At 64.4% G+C, this 15622-nt stretch carries 13 protein-coding genes; 5 read left to right on the top strand and 8 right to left on the bottom strand.

The genetic code is table 11. The features are described 5' to 3' along the window. Positions 1-6: 6 nt before the first annotated feature. Both P9255_RS09660 and P9255_RS09655 read right to left on the bottom strand, forming a co-directional pair. Entirely contained in the window at positions 7-993 is a 987-nt protein-coding gene (locus tag P9255_RS09660; protein WP_404980302.1) for a substrate-binding domain-containing protein, read from the bottom strand. A gap of 47 nt (positions 994-1040) precedes the next feature. Then, complete coding sequence (locus P9255_RS09655) at positions 1041-1547, bottom strand: GAF domain-containing protein (RefSeq protein WP_309768124.1); 507 nt, start codon at positions 1545-1547, stop codon at positions 1041-1043. 223 nt (positions 1548-1770) lie between these two features. Here P9255_RS09655 and P9255_RS09650 point away from each other — a divergent pair, with 223 nt between their 5' ends. The 5 genes from P9255_RS09650 (at position 1771) to lpdA (ending at position 8504) form a co-directional block, all read left to right on the top strand. Beyond that, on the top strand, positions 1771-3030 hold the full coding sequence (locus P9255_RS09650; RefSeq protein WP_309768125.1) for an ROK family transcriptional regulator: 1260 nt from the start codon (positions 1771-1773) through the stop codon (positions 3028-3030). After that, a complete protein-coding gene (locus P9255_RS09645; protein ID WP_309768126.1) occupies positions 3020-4576 on the top strand; it encodes a sugar ABC transporter ATP-binding protein in 1557 nt (518 codons plus the stop codon). The genes P9255_RS09650 and P9255_RS09645 overlap by 11 nt, the downstream gene beginning before the upstream one ends. Before the next feature lie 18 nt (positions 4577-4594). Further along, the gene (locus P9255_RS09640; protein WP_309768127.1) at positions 4595-5617 is read left to right on the top strand and encodes an ABC transporter permease subunit; all 1023 of its coding nucleotides are present in this window, start codon (positions 4595-4597) and stop codon (positions 5615-5617) included. A 112-nt stretch (positions 5618-5729) separates the two neighbouring features. Next, positions 5730-6623 (top strand): ABC transporter substrate-binding protein, encoded by an 894-nt coding sequence (locus tag P9255_RS09635; RefSeq protein WP_309768257.1) that lies wholly within the window; start codon positions 5730-5732, stop codon positions 6621-6623. Positions 6624-6749: 126 nt separating this feature from the next. Beyond that, the gene (lpdA, locus tag P9255_RS09630; RefSeq protein WP_309768128.1) at positions 6750-8504 is read left to right on the top strand and encodes a dihydrolipoyl dehydrogenase; all 1755 of its coding nucleotides are present in this window, start codon (positions 6750-6752) and stop codon (positions 8502-8504) included. Positions 8505-8506: 2 nt separating this feature from the next. Here lpdA and P9255_RS09625 read toward each other — a convergent pair whose 3' ends face one another. The 6 genes from P9255_RS09625 to P9255_RS09600 form a co-directional block, all read right to left on the bottom strand. Continuing rightward, on the bottom strand, positions 8507-8818 hold the full coding sequence (locus P9255_RS09625; protein WP_309768129.1) for a hypothetical protein: 312 nt from the start codon (positions 8816-8818) through the stop codon (positions 8507-8509). Positions 8819-8934: 116 nt separating this feature from the next. Then, entirely contained in the window at positions 8935-9153 is a 219-nt protein-coding gene (locus P9255_RS09620) for a hypothetical protein (RefSeq protein WP_309768130.1), read from the bottom strand. Between the two features lie 104 nt (positions 9154-9257). Beyond that, positions 9258-10001, bottom strand: a complete 744-nt coding sequence (gene phbB / locus P9255_RS09615) for an acetoacetyl-CoA reductase (RefSeq protein WP_309768132.1) — start codon at positions 9999-10001, stop codon at positions 9258-9260. 117 nt (positions 10002-10118) lie between these two features. Continuing rightward, a complete protein-coding gene (locus P9255_RS09610; protein WP_309768134.1) occupies positions 10119-11300 on the bottom strand; it encodes an acetyl-CoA C-acetyltransferase in 1182 nt (393 codons plus the stop codon). Positions 11301-12106: 806 nt separating this feature from the next. Then, positions 12107-14431 carry a cytochrome P450/oxidoreductase gene (locus P9255_RS09605; RefSeq protein WP_309768136.1) on the bottom strand — a complete coding sequence of 775 codons (2325 nt, stop codon included), beginning with the start codon at positions 14429-14431 and terminating at the stop codon, positions 12107-12109. Between the two features lie 34 nt (positions 14432-14465). Then, a complete protein-coding gene (locus P9255_RS09600; protein ID WP_309789420.1) occupies positions 14466-15611 on the bottom strand; it encodes a dienelactone hydrolase family protein in 1146 nt (381 codons plus the stop codon). Positions 15612-15622 lie beyond the last annotated feature (11 nt).

Below are 15622 nucleotides of genomic sequence, written 5' to 3'. Positions count from 1 at the left end.
CCGCCCTCACTTCCCCCCAAACCGAAACCCCCGCCCCTTCCCCTTCGTCACCACCTGCACCGGCGTTTCCATGAACGGCGACAAATCCCGCTGACGCCGCCGTTCGACGAGCGCCTTCACCGCCACATCCAGCCCGAACACCGCCTGCCGCGCGCCGAACTGTTCGACCGTCGCGAGCATGCGACCGTCATCGAGCATAGGCTGGACGGCGTCGATATTGTTGTAGCCCGTCACCAGCACTTGCCCCTTCTTTCCCGCGACGCGGATCGCATCGATTGCGCCCATCGCGATGTTGTCGTTCGCGCACAGCATGCCGCGCAAGCCCGGATGCGCGTACAGCATCCGCAGCGCGATCGACTTGCCGCTCTCGAACGTCCAGTCGCCGGTGTCGAGCGCCGTCACGCGCGCCTGCGCCGCCGTCATCGCTTCACGAAAGCCGATGGTCCGCTGCTGCGCATTGCGATCGTTGGACGGCCCTTCGATGATGCCGACCTCATCCCCCGCCTTCAGCTTCGAAGCCAGATACGCACCGACGAGCCGCGCGCCGCGCTGACTGTCGGGGCCGACGAAAGGAATCGTCACATGCGCGGCGTTCTGCGCGTCGTCGTCGAACGGATTGTCGATGGCGATCACGATGGTCCCCGCCCCGATCGCCTTCGCGACGACCGGCACCAGCGCCTTCGAATCGGTCGGCGCAATGACGATGGCGTTCACCTTCGCATCGACCAGCGACTCGATGATGCGCGTCTGCCCCGCGACGTCGTTGTCGGTGAGCGTGCCGTGCGTCGTCAGGTCGAGTTGCGATGCGTAGTGGCGCTGGTAGTTCTTCGCGCCGTCGATCATCGATGCGACGAAGGGATCGCCGAGCGACTTCATCACGAGCGCGACGGTGGCCTTCGTATCGGCGAGCGCGGCCGCATCGCGGATGGCCGACATCCCGCACGCGCTCAGGGCGCACGCGGCAAGCAGTCGGCGGCGGGCAGGGCTTCTCATGGAGGCAGGACGGGGGCGGCGGTCGCCTCATTGTAGACGGACGAGGCTCACGGCTCCTCGCGCTCTTCCCACGCCAGCGCGACAAACGCCGCACAGAGCGCCTCCATGCCCGCCGCGTCCTCGTCATCGAAGCGGCCGGGCAGCGGGCTGTCCACGTCCCACACGCCGATCAGCGTCCCATCGCTCCCGACGAGCGGCACGACGATCTCCGAGCGCGACGCCGAATCGCACGCGATGTGGCCGGGAAACGCATCGACGTCAGGAACGACCTGCGTCTTGCGCTCACGCGCCGCCGCGCCGCACACGCCGCGTCCGAGCGCAATACGCACACACGCCGGCTTGCCCTGAAACGGACCGACGACGAGCTCGTCGCCGTCGAACAGATAGAAGCCCGCCCAGTTGAGGTCCGGCAACGTGTGATAAACGAGCGACGCGAAGTTCGCCGCGTTCGCGACGAAGTCCGTTTCATCGCCGATCAGCGAGCGCGCCTGCCGCAACAGGTCGTCGTATTGCGCGGACCTGGTCGCATGAGCGGTCTGCGAAAGCGTGTACATGGCGGCCTCCCGAAGTGTCGACGAAGATAGCACAGCACACATTGCAAGCCGCCTGCAAGCCTCGACGCCTACTGTATTTCGGCGGCAAGCCCGCGCCGTCGACGCGGGACGCTTCGGGAATTCCCTCGTTTACATCGCGTGCCGATCGTTTTTAAATAAATCAACTTGATTTAATTAATGGCCGCGCTGACTCACAGCGACGGTCAGTCACCGGAGACACCGCGTGAAATCCCCGAGCGGCAGAGGCAGCAACTCCGCAACCGTGCGCCGGTACAACGAGCGTCTGCTGCTGCAGACCTTGCGGCGCACCGAGCCGGCCTCGAAAGCCGAACTCGCGCGTCATGCGAATTTGACGAGCACGGCGGTCGGCGGCATCGTCGATTCGCTGGCGCAAGCCGGCCTCATCGAATACACCGGACGGCGGCTCGACGGCCAGCGCGGCCAGCCCGCTTCGATGTTGCGGCTCGATCCGCGCGGCGCGTTCGGCATCGGCGTGCGGCTGGATCGCACGAGCATCGAGACGGTGCTCGTCAACTTCGCGGGCGATGTCCTGGCGCGCAGCGCGCTCGATACCGTGTTGCCGCATCCGTCCGACGTGCTCGGCATCGTTCAGCGCGATATCGAGAGCATGCTCGGACTGCTGAGCGCGGCGGAGCGCGAACGGCTGACGGGCGTCGGCGTCGCGCAGCCCTATAACCTCGGCGCGTGGCTGCGCGAACTGGGCGTCAGCGCCGATACGGTCAGCGCCGACACCTTCCGCGCCTGGGACGAAACCGACTTTCCGGCCGCGCTGTCGCGCGCGATCGGCCTGCCGGTCTTCGGCGAAAACGACGGCAACGCCGCCGCGACCGCCGAACTCTTCTACGGCCACGGACGCCGCTGCGACGACTTCGTGTATCTCTTCCTCGGCTCCGCGATCGGCGGCGGCATCGCGATCGACGGCGACTGCCTGCGCGGCGCGACCGGCAACGCGGGCGATATCGGCGTCATTCCCGTGCCGCCGAGCCGCCTGCCCTCCGCGCCGCAGCCGCCGCGCCAGTGGGACATTCTGCTGTCGCGCGCCTCGCTCAATGCGCTCGCGCGGCATCTGCGCCATTGCGGCGCTGCGGTGGACAACCGCATCGACTTGCAGGCGTGCATCGAGCGGCGTCTGCCCGCCGTCGACGAATGGATCGACGACTGCATCGAAGCGCTCGCACCGGCGCTGCGCACGACGCTCTGCGTGCTCGACGTGCCGATGGTCGTGCTCGACGCCGATATCGACGGCGGCCTGCTCGACCGCATCATCGGACGTCTCCTCGCGACGATGACCGCCAACGCGCCCGAAGCGCGCGGCACGCCGGCCATCGTGCGCGGCAGTTTCGGCCCGGACGCGGGTGCGATCGGCGCAGCCACGCTGCCCATGTTCTTCAACTTCTCGCCGCGCGTGGGGCTGCATCGCGGCGCGGGCGTCAAACCGCAGGAGGTCAACCATGCCGCATGAATCCCCCGGATCGCCGCCATCCGGCACGCCGCTGCTCGAAATGCGCGGCATCAGCAAGACGTTCCCCGGCGTGCGCGCACTGAACGACGTGCGCCTGTCCGTCTATCCCGGCGAAGTGCATTCGCTGATGGGCGAAAACGGCGCGGGCAAGTCCACGCTGATGAAGATTCTGTCGGGCGCGTATCAGGCCGACGCCGGCGGGCAGATTCTGATTGACGGTCAGACGGTGACCATCGACGGCCCGCTCGCCGCCCGCTCGCTCGGCGTCGCCGTCATCTATCAGGAACTGAGCCTCGCGCCGAATCTGTCGGTGGCGGAAAACATCTACGCCGGGCGCGAACTGCGGCGCGGGCGGCTCGTCGATCGCGCAGGCATGGAGCGTGGCTGCACCGATGTGCTCAAGCGTCTGGGCGCGGCCTTTCGGCCGCATACGCTCGTCGGCGATCTGTCGATAGCCGAGCGGCAACTCGTCGAAATCGCGCGCGCCGTGCATGCGAACGCACGCATCCTCGTGATGGACGAACCGACGACGCCGCTCTCATCGCGTGAAACCGATCGCCTGTTCGAGCTCGTGCGGCAGCTGCGCGCGGAAGGCATCGCGATCATCTATATCAGTCACCGGATGGCCGAGATCTACGAGCTGTCGGACCGCGTCTCGGTGCTGCGCGACGGCGCCTACGTCGGCACGCTGATGCGCGACGAGCTGTCCGCCGAAAGCCTCGTGCGCATGATGGTCGGCCGCGACATCTCCGGCTTCTACAAGAAAGAACACGCGCCGTACGACCCTGGCAACGTCGTGCTGTCCGTGCGCGATATCGCCGATGACAACCGCGTGCGCGGCTGCAGTCTCGATCTGCACGCGGGCGAAGTGCTCGGCATCGCGGGACTGGTCGGCGCGGGCCGCACGGAACTCGCGCGCCTGATCTTCGGCGCGGAGGAGCGCACGCGCGGCGACGTATCGATGCACGGCAAGCCGCTGAAGCTGCGCACGCCGCGCGACGCCATCGACGCGGGCCTCGTCTATCTCACCGAAGACCGCAAGGGCCAGGGCCTGTTCCTCGACATGAGCGTGCGCGACAACATCAACATCACGATTGCCGGACGCGACGCGAAGGCCGGCGTGATGGACATCGCGCGGGGCAACACGCGTGCGAAGGATGCGATCGCCGCGCTGACGATCCGCGTGCCGAACATGCGCGTGAACGTGGGCGCGCTGTCGGGCGGCAACCAGCAGAAGGTGCTGCTTTCGCGCCTGCTCGAGACGAAGCCCGAAGTGCTGATCCTCGACGAGCCGACGCGTGGCGTCGATATCGGCGCGAAGTCGGAGATTTATCGAATCATCAACGATCTCGCGCGGTCGGGCGTCGGCGTGATCGTGATATCGAGCGAGCTGCCCGAAGTGATCGGAGTGGCGGATCGCGTGCTCGTGATGCGCGAAGGCGAGATTGCGGGCGAGCTGGGCGGCCATTCGGGCAAGCCGATCTCGCAGGAAGGAATCATCGAACTGGCGACCGGCTCGCGGGCCGCGCTCGACCAGGCGGCGTAGGACACATCGGAGACAGACATGAGCAACATGACCAAGCAGCACGACAAGGTCGCCGCGCCGGGCGTGGCGGAGCGGCAGACACGCATCGAGCATCGCGAACGCATGCAGGTGCTGATGCGTACCGCCGGCATGCTGCCGGTGCTGATCTTGCTGTGCATCGGCTTCGGCGTCGTCACCGACGGCTTCTTCAGCCTGCAGAACATGTCGATCGTCACGCAGCAGGCGTCGATCAACATCGTGCTCGCGGCGGGCATGACCTTCGTGATTCTGACGGGCGGCATCGATCTGTCGGTGGGCTCGGTGTTGTCGGCCGCGGCGGTGACGGCGCTGCTCGCATCGAACCTGCAGGGCATGGGATGGCTCGGCATACCGGCGGCACTCGCGGTCGGGCTCGGCTTCGGCGTCATCAACGGCGCGCTGATCGCGCTTCTCAAGCTGCCGCCGTTCATCGTGACGCTCGGCTCGCTGACGGCCGTGCGCGGCATCGCGCGGCTGATCGGTCACGACACGACGATCTTCAATCCGCAACTGCCGTTCGCGTTCATCGGCAACGAAACGGTACTGGGCGTGCCGTGGCTCGTCATCATCGCGCTTGCGGTGGTCGTCATCTCGTGGTTCATTCTGCGGCGCACCGTGCTCGGCCTGCGCATTTACTCGGTCGGCGGCAATCCGGAAGCGGCGCGCCTGTCGGGCATCAAGGTGTGGGGCATCCAGATGTTCGTCTACGCCATCTCCGGCCTGCTCGCCGGACTCGGCGCGGTGATGTCGGCGGCGCGGCTTTATGCGGCCAACGGCCTGCAGCTCGGCCAGTCGTATGAACTCGATGCAATCGCCGCGGTCATTCTTGGCGGCACGAGCTTCGTCGGCGGCGTCGGGTCCATCGTCGGGACGCTGGTGGGCGCGCTCATCATCGCGGTGCTGTCGAACGGGCTCGTGCTGCTGGGCGTATCGGATATATGGCAGTACATCATCAAGGGGCTCGTGATCATCGGCGCGGTGGCGCTCGACCGTTACCGTCAGCGCGGATCGGCGCGGACCTGACATATCCTTGGCAAGTCGAAGCATTCAAATACCAACGAAGCAACCGGAGACAACAAGCATGTGCAAGCACAACAAGCTGTTCGCGAGCGTCGCACTCGCGCTCGGATTCACGATGACGCTCACCGCCCACGCCGCCGACAAGCCGCTGAAAGCCATCGGCATCACGGTCGGCTCCCTCGGCAACCCGTACTTCGTGACCATTTCGAAGGGCGCGGAAGCGAAGGCCAAGACGATCAATCCGAACGTCCGCGTGACGGCCGTATCGTCCGATTACGACATGAACAAGCAGTTCACGCAGATCGACAACTTCATCTCCGCGCACGTCGACATGATCCTCATCAACGCCGTCGATCCGAAGGCGATCGAGCCGGCCATCAGGAAGGCGAAGGCGGCGGGCATCGTCGTGGTCGCGGTCGATGTCGCGGCGGCGGGCGCGGACGCCACCGTGCAGACCAACAACGTGCAGGCGGGCGAACTCGCGTGCGACTTCCTCGCGAAGAAGCTCAACGGCAAGGGCAACGTGGTGATCGAAAACGGGCCGCAGGTGTCGGCGGTGATCGACCGCGTGAACGGCTGCAAGGCCGTGCTCGCGAAGAATCCCGGCATCAAGGTGCTGTCCGACGATCAGGATGCGAAAGGCTCGCGCGAAGGCGGCATGAACGCGATGCAGGGCTATCTCACGCGCTTCCCCAAACTGGATGGCCTCTTCGCGATCAACGATCCTCAAGCGATCGGCAGCGATCTCGCGGCCAAGCAGCTGCAGCGCAAGAACATCGTGATCACGTCGGTGGACGGCGCGCCCGATATCGAGACCGCGCTGAAGTCCGATACGCTGGTTCAGGCATCCGCGAGCCAGGACCCGTGGTCGATGGCGCAACAGGCGGTGAGCGTGGGCTACGGGCTGATGAACGGCCAGAAGCCGAGCAGCACGATGATCCTGATGCCGTCGACGCTCGTCACGCGCGAGAACGTCGGCAATTACAAGGGCTGGTCGTCGCCGCACTGACCGGCTGTTCACCGCTGCGTGCGCGGCGGGCGTGGCGTTCGCACGCCCGCCGCGCACACGGCGTATCCTGTGGCTTCTCGCCGTCCCCTTAGTCGATTGCGCAGTATCGCTCACAGGAGAAACTGAATGGCCAGGGTCGAAGTCAAGGTTCCGCAGCTTTCCGAATCGGTCACGGAAGCAACGATGCTGCCGTGGAAAAAGAAGGCGGGCGATCCCGTGACGCAAGACGAGATCCTCGTCGAGCTCGAAACCGACAAGGTCGTGCTCGAAGTGCCCGCGCCATCGTCGGGCGTGCTCGCGGAAGTGCTGAAGCAGCAAGGCGATATCGTTCACGCCGACGAACTGCTCGCGGCCATCGACACTGAAGGAAAGGCTCCCGCTGCGCCCGAGAAGCCGGCCGCGCCTGAAAAGCCCGCACAGAAGCAGGCGCCCTCGCCCGAACCCGAGGCCGGCAAGGCCGACTTCGATGTCATCGTGATCGGCGCCGGCCCCGGTGGATACATCGCCGCGATCCGCGCGGCGCAACTCGGCATGTCCGTCGCGTGCGTCGAAGAGTGGATCAACCCCGCCGGCAAGCCGAAGCTCGGCGGCACGTGTCTCAATGTGGGCTGTATTCCGTCGAAGGCGCTGCTCGCATCATCCGAGCAATTCGAGAACGCACGTCTGCATCTGGGCGATCACGGCGTCAACGTCGACAACGTGACGCTCGATCTCGGCAAGATGATCGGCCGCAAGGAAGCGATCGTCGAGAAGATAACGGGCGGCGTCGAGTTTCTCTTTCGCAAGAACAAGATCACGTGGCTCAAGGGCCACGGCAAACTCGCGGGCAAGGATGGCGGCAACTTCCGCATCGAAGTGAGCGGCGGCGATACGACCGGAAGCCATACCGCGAAACACGTCATTATCGCGACGGGTTCGAAAGCGCGGCATCTGCCCAATGTGCCGGTGGACAACCGCATCGTCTCGGATAACGAAGGCGCGCTCGCATTCGACTCCGCGCCGAAGAAGCTGGCGGTCATCGGCGCGGGCGTGATCGGACTCGAACTCGGCTCGGTGTGGCGAAGGCTCGGCGCGGAGGTGACGATCCTCGAAGCGCTGCCCGACTTTCTCGGCACCACCGATACGTCGCTGCAAAAGGAAGCCGCCAAGCTCTTCAAGAAGCAGGGCTTGAACATTCATCTGGGCGTGAAGATCGGGAAGGTCGAGTCATCGGATGCGGGCGTGACCGTTTCCTACACCGACAAGGACGGCGCTTCGCAAACGCTCGAAGCAGACCGGCTGATCGTGTCGATCGGCCGCGTGCCGAACACCGACAATCTCGGCCTCGATTCGATCGGCCTGTCGGCGGACGAGCGCGGCTTCATTCCGGTCGATGGCCATTGCGCGACGAAAGTCCCGAACGTCTACGCGATCGGCGATGTCGTGCGCGGCCCGATGCTCGCGCACAAGGCCGAAGACGAGGGTGTGCTGGTGGCGGAAATCATCGACGGGCAGAAGCCGCACATCGACTACAACTGCATTCCGTGGGTGATCTACACGCACCCGGAAATCGCCTGGGTCGGGCAGACGGAGCAGGCTCTGAAAGCCGAAGGGCGCGAGTTCAGAAGCGGCCAGTTCCCGATGATGGCCAACGGCCGGGCGCTCGGCATCGGCGAGACGGACGGCTTCATCAAGGTGATCGCCGATGCGAAGACCGACGAGATTCTCGGCGTCCACATCATTTCGGCGAATGCGTCGGATCTGATTGCGGAAGCGGTCGTCGCGATGGAGTTCAAGGCTGCGTCGGAGGACATCGGCATCATTTCGCATCCGCATCCGTCGTTGTCGGAAGTGATGCGCGAGGCGGCGCTCGCGGTGGGGAAGCGGGCGTTGAATATCTGAACTCAGCCGCTCGCCGACGGCGATACGCACGTGAAGTTGACCGTTGACGTTTGCTCTTGCAGCGAACGCACGCCGCTCGTGGATCCGGAGCGCAAGAGCATCTGCTGCTGGCGTTGCCGGCAGTAGTCGCTGGCAGCGTCCATCGCGCGGTTGCGCGCGGTGACCCACGACATGCGCGTGCCGGTCGCCTTCCCGGTGACGCTGTACACATCGGGTTGCGGGCCGGCGGTGATGTCGCTCGCCGTGCCGCATGCAGCGAGCGTGAGCAGCAGCAGCGATGCCGCGACGGTGCGGCGTGAGAAGAGGTGAGTCATACGTTCGTGAAGCGACAATTCGAAAGGGCTGCATGGTACAGCCGTCTTCGAGTTTCTTCACGAATCGCCGGGAGGGCGGCCGGCGTGCATGGTGCGCGCCGGCCGCTTTCGTTCGCTCAGGATGTCTCGATGCGATCCAGCAGCCGCTGCAATCGCGCATGCTGACACGGCATGAGCCCCGGCGTCGATAACGCCTGTTCGACGCGAACGCGCCAGTAGGTTTTGGAGAACAGCGAATTCGCACCATCGAAGTTGAGCACCTGTTCGAGATGCGCGATGGCCGAGTCGAGTTGGTTCACGTTGTAGGGACGTGCGCCCGTGCAGGAATCGTCCATGAAAGCGATGCCGGAACGCGCCGTTGCGCGCGCAGCCGGCGATATTCGTTTGAAGAAAAGGCGATGGCCGCGCGAAGCCATCGCTTCGCGCGGCCATCGATGCATCAGTGCATGTGCTGCCCGCCGTTGATCGCGATGTTCGAGCCGGTCACGAAGCCCGCGTCATCCGAACACAGGAACGCGACGAGCGCGGCGACCTCTTCCGGCTTGCCGAGCCGGCCTGCGGGAATCTGCGGAAGAATCTTCGAATCGAGGATCTCTTGCGGGATGGCCGTCACCATCTTGGTTGCGAGATAGCCCGGCGAGATCGTGTTCACGGTCACGCCCTTGCGCGCCACTTCGAGCGCGAGCGACTTCGTGAAGCCGTGCATGCCGGCCTTCGCAGCCGCATAGTTCGTCTGGCCGATCTGCCCTTTCGACCCGTTCACCGACGAGATATTGATGATGCGGCCCCAGCCGCGCGCGACCATCTCTTCGCACACCGGCTTCGTCATGTTGAACACGGAGTCGAGATTCGTGCGCAACACGGCATCCCAGTTCACCTTCGTCATCTTCTTGAACGTGGTGTCCTGCGTGATGCCCGCGTTGTTGACGAGGATGTCGATCGGTCCGACTTCGCGCTGAATCTTGGCGATGCAGTGCTGGCTGGCCTCGTAGTCGGCGACATCGACCGGATACGCGCGGAAGTTGCGGCCCTGACGATCCATCTGCGCGAGCCATTCCGACACGATCGTGTTGCCCGGCGAATGCGTGACGACGACGGCGAAACCCGCGTCGTTCAGCTTGATGCTGATTGCTTCGCCCAGACCGCCCATGCCACCGGTTACCACTGCGATTCGCTTAGTCATGCTAATAGTCCTCTCAGGTACTTGACACTCGAATTGATCCCGGCGTGCATCGATTATTTTTTATGCTGCGACGCCGGGAGAATGGCGACTCATGCCGCCCTTGCCTTACGCCCCGTATCAGGGACGCTCGACCGCCAGCGCGACGCCCATGCCGCCGCCGATGCACAGCGACGCCAGGCCCTTCTTCGCATCGCGCTTCTGCATCTCGTGCAGCAGCGTGACCAGAATGCGGCAGCCCGATGCGCCGATCGGATGACCGATCGCAATCGCCCCGCCGTTCACGTTGATCTTCGACTGATCCCAGCCCATCTGCTTGTGCACCGCCAGCGCCTGCGCCGCAAACGCCTCGTTGATCTCCATCAGGTCCAGATCGTTCACGCCCCAGCCGGCGCGCTCCAGACAGCGCTTCGAGGCCGGCACCGGACCCATGCCCATCACCTTCGGATCGACGCCCGCGTTCGCATACGCCTTGATGCGCGCCAGCGGCGTGAGGCCCAGCGCCTCGGCCTTCTTCGCCGACATCACCACCACCGCCGCCGCGCCATCGTTGATGCCCGATGCGTTCGCCGCCGTCACCGTGCCTTCTTTCGAGAACGCCGGCTTCAGGCCCGAAAGCGCTTCGGCGGTGACGCCGTGACGCACGAACTCGTCCGTGTTGAACTGCAGCGGGTCGCCCTTGCGCTGCGGAATCGAGATCGGCACGATTTCATCGTTGAAACGGCCCGCCTTCTGCGCAGCCTCCGCCTTGTTCTGCGACAGCGCCGCGAACTGATCCTGCGCTTCGCGCGTGATGCCGTACTCGCGCGCGACGTTCTCCGCCGTCGTGCCCATGTGGTAGTTGTTGTACACGTCCCAGAGGCCATCGACGATCATCGAGTCGATCAGCTTCGCATCGCCCATGCGAAACCCGTCGCGCGAGCCCGGCAACACGTGCGGCGCGGCGCTCATGTTCTCCTGGCCGCCCGCCACGACGATTTCCGCATCGCCCGCGATGATCGCGTTGGCCGCAAGCATCACCGCCTTCAGGCCCGAGCCGCACACCTTGTTGATCGTCATGCCGGGAACCATGTCCGGCAGACCGGCCTTGATCACCGACTGACGCGCCGGGTTCTGGCCCGAACCCGCCGTCAACACCTGCCCCATGATGACTTCGCTCACCTGCTCCGGCTTCACGCCCGCGCGCTCCAGCACCGCGCGAATCACCGTTGCACCGAGATCCGGCGCCGCGATCTTCGCGAGCGAACCGCCGAACTTGCCAACCGCCGTACGCGCGGCCGATACGATCACTACGTCAGACATGTTTGATCCTCGTCGAACAACCAAGAAAATCCCGAAGCCTCGTCCGGCCAATGCTGACAGCCGGAACGGTGCGCCCCAAGAATGGAGTCCCGCACTAGGCGGGGCGTGAGAGGGCGCACGGCTGGAGCAGGCCGGAGTTGCCTGCTCGGACGGCGCCGCGCCTTTTTTCAAAGCGCGCTATTGGGATCGGCGGGAACAGCCAGCCGATTCGGATAATCAGCGATCCTGCAATGCCGTTATCCGCGGATTTGAAGCGAACTACGTGGTCCATTTATATGGGCCTATAATAAAAACTCTCAGGTCAGTCACTAGCCCTTCTTGAGCCATGCCAATTGCGAATAGCGTCTATGCATAATCGCAGCGGATGCGCTTCATCCGTTCGATCAGCATGGCTCTGAAGAAGTTATTGGCTGCGAAGGCTTGTGCGTCGCACCAACTGAAAGCCATTCTAAACGTAAACCATCGACAAAAATTTGCATATTTCTAGGTAATAACCCTATATGCGGTACAAATTGCCGGCGCATTGATGCGATAAACCTTGCCGATGATCGAACGTGCGTTCAATAAGCTTGGCAAAACGCAGTGAAAATTGCGCGGCTGATATGAAGAATACGTGCGTTGTGCGAATAGAGGCAAGCGGAAACATCTGCGTTCTATTCCGGCAATAGCGCTCCCGCCTCAATACACGCTTAGCGCTTCCCAAAGCGCGAAAATCTTTAAACAGGGTTTAATGCGTGCTTATGACGCAGGGATGAATCGGTTCCATAGTCGTTTCATCCCCGCGAAGCCAATAACGCCGCGGCGCGTTAAAGCGCTAATACCAGTCTGGAACCTTTGGCGCGAGAACAACACGACATCATTCGCTGATTCGTTTGACGCTCGGCTTTCGTTAGAACGAGATCGCGATGATCGATCTCTCCGTCGATCACGCGAACCTCGCACGATCCGCACAGCCCTTCCTCGCAATCGCTCTGGACGTCAACGTTGGCGCGACGAAGAGTCGCAAGCAGAGTTTCGCCGGCGGGGACGGTGACAGTGAATCCCGAATCCTTCAGTTCGACTTCGAACGCGTGTTCGTGCGCGGGGTCGAGCGTGCCCGCCTTCGCTTCGAAGTGCTCGATCTTCAGGGCATCGTCGGGCCAGGCCGCGCTCGCGGCGATGAGCGCGTCCAGCATCCGCGCGGGGCCGCATGCATAAACGAGCGTGTCATCGTCGACGTGCAAGGCGGTGAAATCGTTGCGCGCGCCCTCTTCCGATACGAATGTGCGCAGACGGTCGCCATGAAGGGCACGCATCTCGTCGAGGAGCGCCATCGCGGCGCGCGAGCGTCCGCTGTAATGGACTTCATAATCGATGCCCAGCTCCTTCGCGCGGCGCGCCATCGCGCTGATCGGCGTGATGCCGATTCCGCCCGCGATCAGCACCAGCTTGCGTGCGGTTTCATCGAGCCGGAAGTGATTGCGCGGCCCGCGTATGCGCCAGTGCGCGCCGGGCTTCACGTTGTCATGGACCCAAGCCGAGCCGCCGCGGCTCGCCGTTTCACGCAGCACGGCGATCTCGAAAGCGCGGGCGTCGGCGGGATCGCCGCAGAGCGAATATTGACGCGACAATCCGCTGTCGCCGCAGAGCACGTCGATATGCGAGCCGGGCGTCCAGCGCGGCAACGGCCGGCCATCCGCGGCAACCAGCCGCACGCGCACGATGCGATCCGCGCACGCCGACACCGATTCCACGATCACCGCGCGGCTCACCGCATGCGACGACGGCTCGCCGATGCGAACCACCGCGCGCGGTTCCCGCACCGTCCGGTCGGTGCGCTCCGGATTCATCGCCGGGTCCCACTCGACGTAAAGATGCTCCGGACCCCGAAACGATGTGTTCGGCACGTACGTAAAGCGCTGATCCGCAAGCCGCATGTGCGGCAGGCGGCGCGTGAGCTCGTCGAGGAAAACCTGCATCTCCATGCGCGCGAGATTCTTCCCCATGCACTGATGCGCGCCGTAGCCGAAAGTCAGTTGATCGCTGGCGTTTTCGCGGCGGATGTCGAAGAGGTCCGCGTCCACGAATCGATGCTGATCGTGATTCGCCGATGACGTCACGATCAGCAGCTTCGCGCCCGCCGGAATGTCGATGCCGCCGATCGTCACGTCCTTCGTCGCGAGCCGCCGCCACGCCGCCACCGATCCGTTGTGCCGCAGGCATTCTTCGACCGCGTTCGGAATCAACGCCGGGTCGTCGCAGATATCGCGCCACGCGTCGGGATGCTGAAGCAGCAGCTTGATTGCATTCGCCGACGCGTTCGCCGTCGTTTCGTGCGCGGCGACGATGCCGGCCATCATCATCGAATGAAGGTACGAGTCGGTCACGACATCGGGCAGTTCCTTCTGCTTGCGGATGCCGTACTGCATCCAGCCGTCGCCGGAAGGGTCTTCGCGCATCTTGTCGAGCACCTTGCCCGCGTACTGCCAGAACTTGCCGACGGCATGCGCCACCTGCACCTGCTCTTCGGGTTTCGGGCGGCCCCATGTGTTCACCGTATGCGCGATCGAATATTCACGCAACGTGTCCATGTCCTCTTCAGGCACGCCCAGAAAATGCAGCGCCACCGTCAGCGGCACTTCCCACAGCATCTGGTCGACGAGGTCCGCGCGGCCATCGTCGATGAAGCGATCGACGTATTCGCGCGTGAGCGCGCGAACCATCGGCTCGTGATGCGCGAGCGCCTCGGGCGCGAACGGGTCCATCAGCGCGCGGCGGCGCGGCATGTGCGCGGGCTCGTCCTCGTTGACGAGCGTGCGATTCAGCGCAAATCCATACGACGCCAGCACCGCGTTCGCCTCCGGACCGGTCGGCGTGATCTTCTCGAGCGCGATCGACGGACTGAACGTGATGTTGTCGCGAAAGATAGCCTTGATGTCGTCGTAACGCGTGACGACCCAGTAGCCGAGCTTCGGACTGTAGAACACCGGCTCCTCCTCGCGCGCCCAGCGCACGTATTCGGGCGGGTCTTGCTGATAGCCGTCGCTGAACGGGTCGAAGCCGGCGGCGCGCGCGCTCACCGGGCAGCCGTTCGGCGCCGCGGTTTCGGTCGGCGCGCTCGCGTGGAAGGGGCACTGGGCCGCGTCGGTCATTCCATGTCTCCTCTTATATGTATAGATGGGTGCGTCAGATCGGCTTTTCTTCGCTCGACGCCCAGTTCGGCATCAATTCGTTGCTGGGCAAAGTCTCGTCGATGAGCTTGCGCGCCGTTTGCCGCCCCGCAACCGGCAGCCCGGCTGGATCGAGCACGCCGATCTGCACCAGCACCGACGCCTGATCCCAATAGATATGCTCGTTGTAGAGCTTGTCGCCCCGAAAGCGGACGACGGCGAGCATCGGCACTTCGAAGTAGCGGCCCGTCGGCGCGAGTCCCGGCAGCAGCCAGTCGATTTCGCGATCGTGCGTCGCGCAGAAGACGAATTCGTCGACGATACGATCCGCGCCGATCGTTCGCGACACCGGAATCAGCTTCGTGTCGCTCGGGTTCGAGTCGACGAAGTGATATTTGTAGAAGCGCTTGAGCTGGTCGTGGCCGACGCCGCCGGTCATCGTCGGCACGTGATTGACGTACGGCTCGGCGACCATCGTCGGCATCACGGAATCGACGTCGCGCGTGGCGAACTCGAAGTAGCAATGCTGCTCCCACAGGTGGTTAAGGTCGAAGACAGGGCCGAGCACTTTGCGCAGCAACGCGAGCGTGCGCGAGTAGGCCATCAGCGCGGCGGGCTTGTCGTGCTGCGGGTTCTCCGGCACGGCGAAGCCCGCGCGGCAGCCCGGATAAACGTGGCGCTCGATGTTCGGCTTCTTCGCGAAGCCTTCGCTCTGCTGCGCGTCGGCGAAGTGGATAACCATCGGGCAGCGAATCGTCGGGAGATCGGCGAGGCAGCCGTTGACGTCGTCGGGATAATAGGCGGCGGCGCAATCGATGTCCGTGTTGGCCGCGACATGCACCGCGAAGCGCCCGCCCGCGCCGAAGCCGACCACGCCGATTTTGCCGGCCTGCTCAGGCAACGCGCGCAGCGCATCGGCGATGGCGGCGAAGTTTTCAATCGAACCAGCGCCTGGCCTCGGCGCGCGGCCGGCGAGATCGGGCGCAAGCACGACATAGCCTTCTTCCGCGAAGTGGTCGGCCGTTGACCGAACGAACGCGTCCAAGCCGGACGCATCATGCAAAAGCAGCAGGCCCGGCCCCGAGCCTTGGGCGGGGCGCGCCACGTAGGCGCGAACCACACCGCCTTCGCGGGGCACGATGTCGATGAAATTGCCGGTCATTGCGCGCGTCT

This window comes from Caballeronia sp. LZ019 (genome assembly GCF_031450825.1).
GTDB lineage: Bacteria > Pseudomonadota > Gammaproteobacteria > Burkholderiales > Burkholderiaceae > Caballeronia.
Note: the sequence above shows the minus strand (reverse complement) of the source record. Positions and strands in the feature narration are given on the sequence as shown.

Excerpts from the sequence above, each read along its gene's own strand:
- P9255_RS09660 (WP_404980302.1), bottom strand. The coding sequence starts at position 993 with ATGAGAAGCCCTGCCCGCCGCCGACTGCTTGCCGCGTGCGCCCTGAGC.
- P9255_RS09655 (WP_309768124.1), bottom strand. The coding sequence starts at position 1,547 with ATGTACACGCTTTCGCAGACCGCTCATGCGACCAGGTCCGCGCAATAC.
- P9255_RS09645 (WP_309768126.1), top strand. The coding sequence starts at position 3,020 with ATGCCGCATGAATCCCCCGGATCGCCGCCATCCGGCACGCCGCTGCTC.
- P9255_RS09640 (WP_309768127.1), top strand. The coding sequence starts at position 4,595 with ATGAGCAACATGACCAAGCAGCACGACAAGGTCGCCGCGCCGGGCGTG.
- P9255_RS09635 (WP_309768257.1), top strand. The coding sequence starts at position 5,730 with ATGACGCTCACCGCCCACGCCGCCGACAAGCCGCTGAAAGCCATCGGC.
- lpdA (WP_309768128.1), top strand. The coding sequence starts at position 6,750 with ATGGCCAGGGTCGAAGTCAAGGTTCCGCAGCTTTCCGAATCGGTCACG.
- P9255_RS09625 (WP_309768129.1), bottom strand. The coding sequence starts at position 8,818 with ATGACTCACCTCTTCTCACGCCGCACCGTCGCGGCATCGCTGCTGCTG.
- P9255_RS09620 (WP_309768130.1), bottom strand. The coding sequence starts at position 9,153 with ATGGACGATTCCTGCACGGGCGCACGTCCCTACAACGTGAACCAACTC.
- phbB (WP_309768132.1), bottom strand. The coding sequence starts at position 10,001 with ATGACTAAGCGAATCGCAGTGGTAACCGGTGGCATGGGCGGTCTGGGC.
- P9255_RS09610 (WP_309768134.1), bottom strand. The coding sequence starts at position 11,300 with ATGTCTGACGTAGTGATCGTATCGGCCGCGCGTACGGCGGTTGGCAAG.
- P9255_RS09605 (WP_309768136.1), bottom strand. The coding sequence starts at position 14,431 with ATGACCGACGCGGCCCAGTGCCCCTTCCACGCGAGCGCGCCGACCGAA.
- P9255_RS09600 (WP_309789420.1), bottom strand. The coding sequence starts at position 15,611 with ATGACCGGCAATTTCATCGACATCGTGCCCCGCGAAGGCGGTGTGGTT.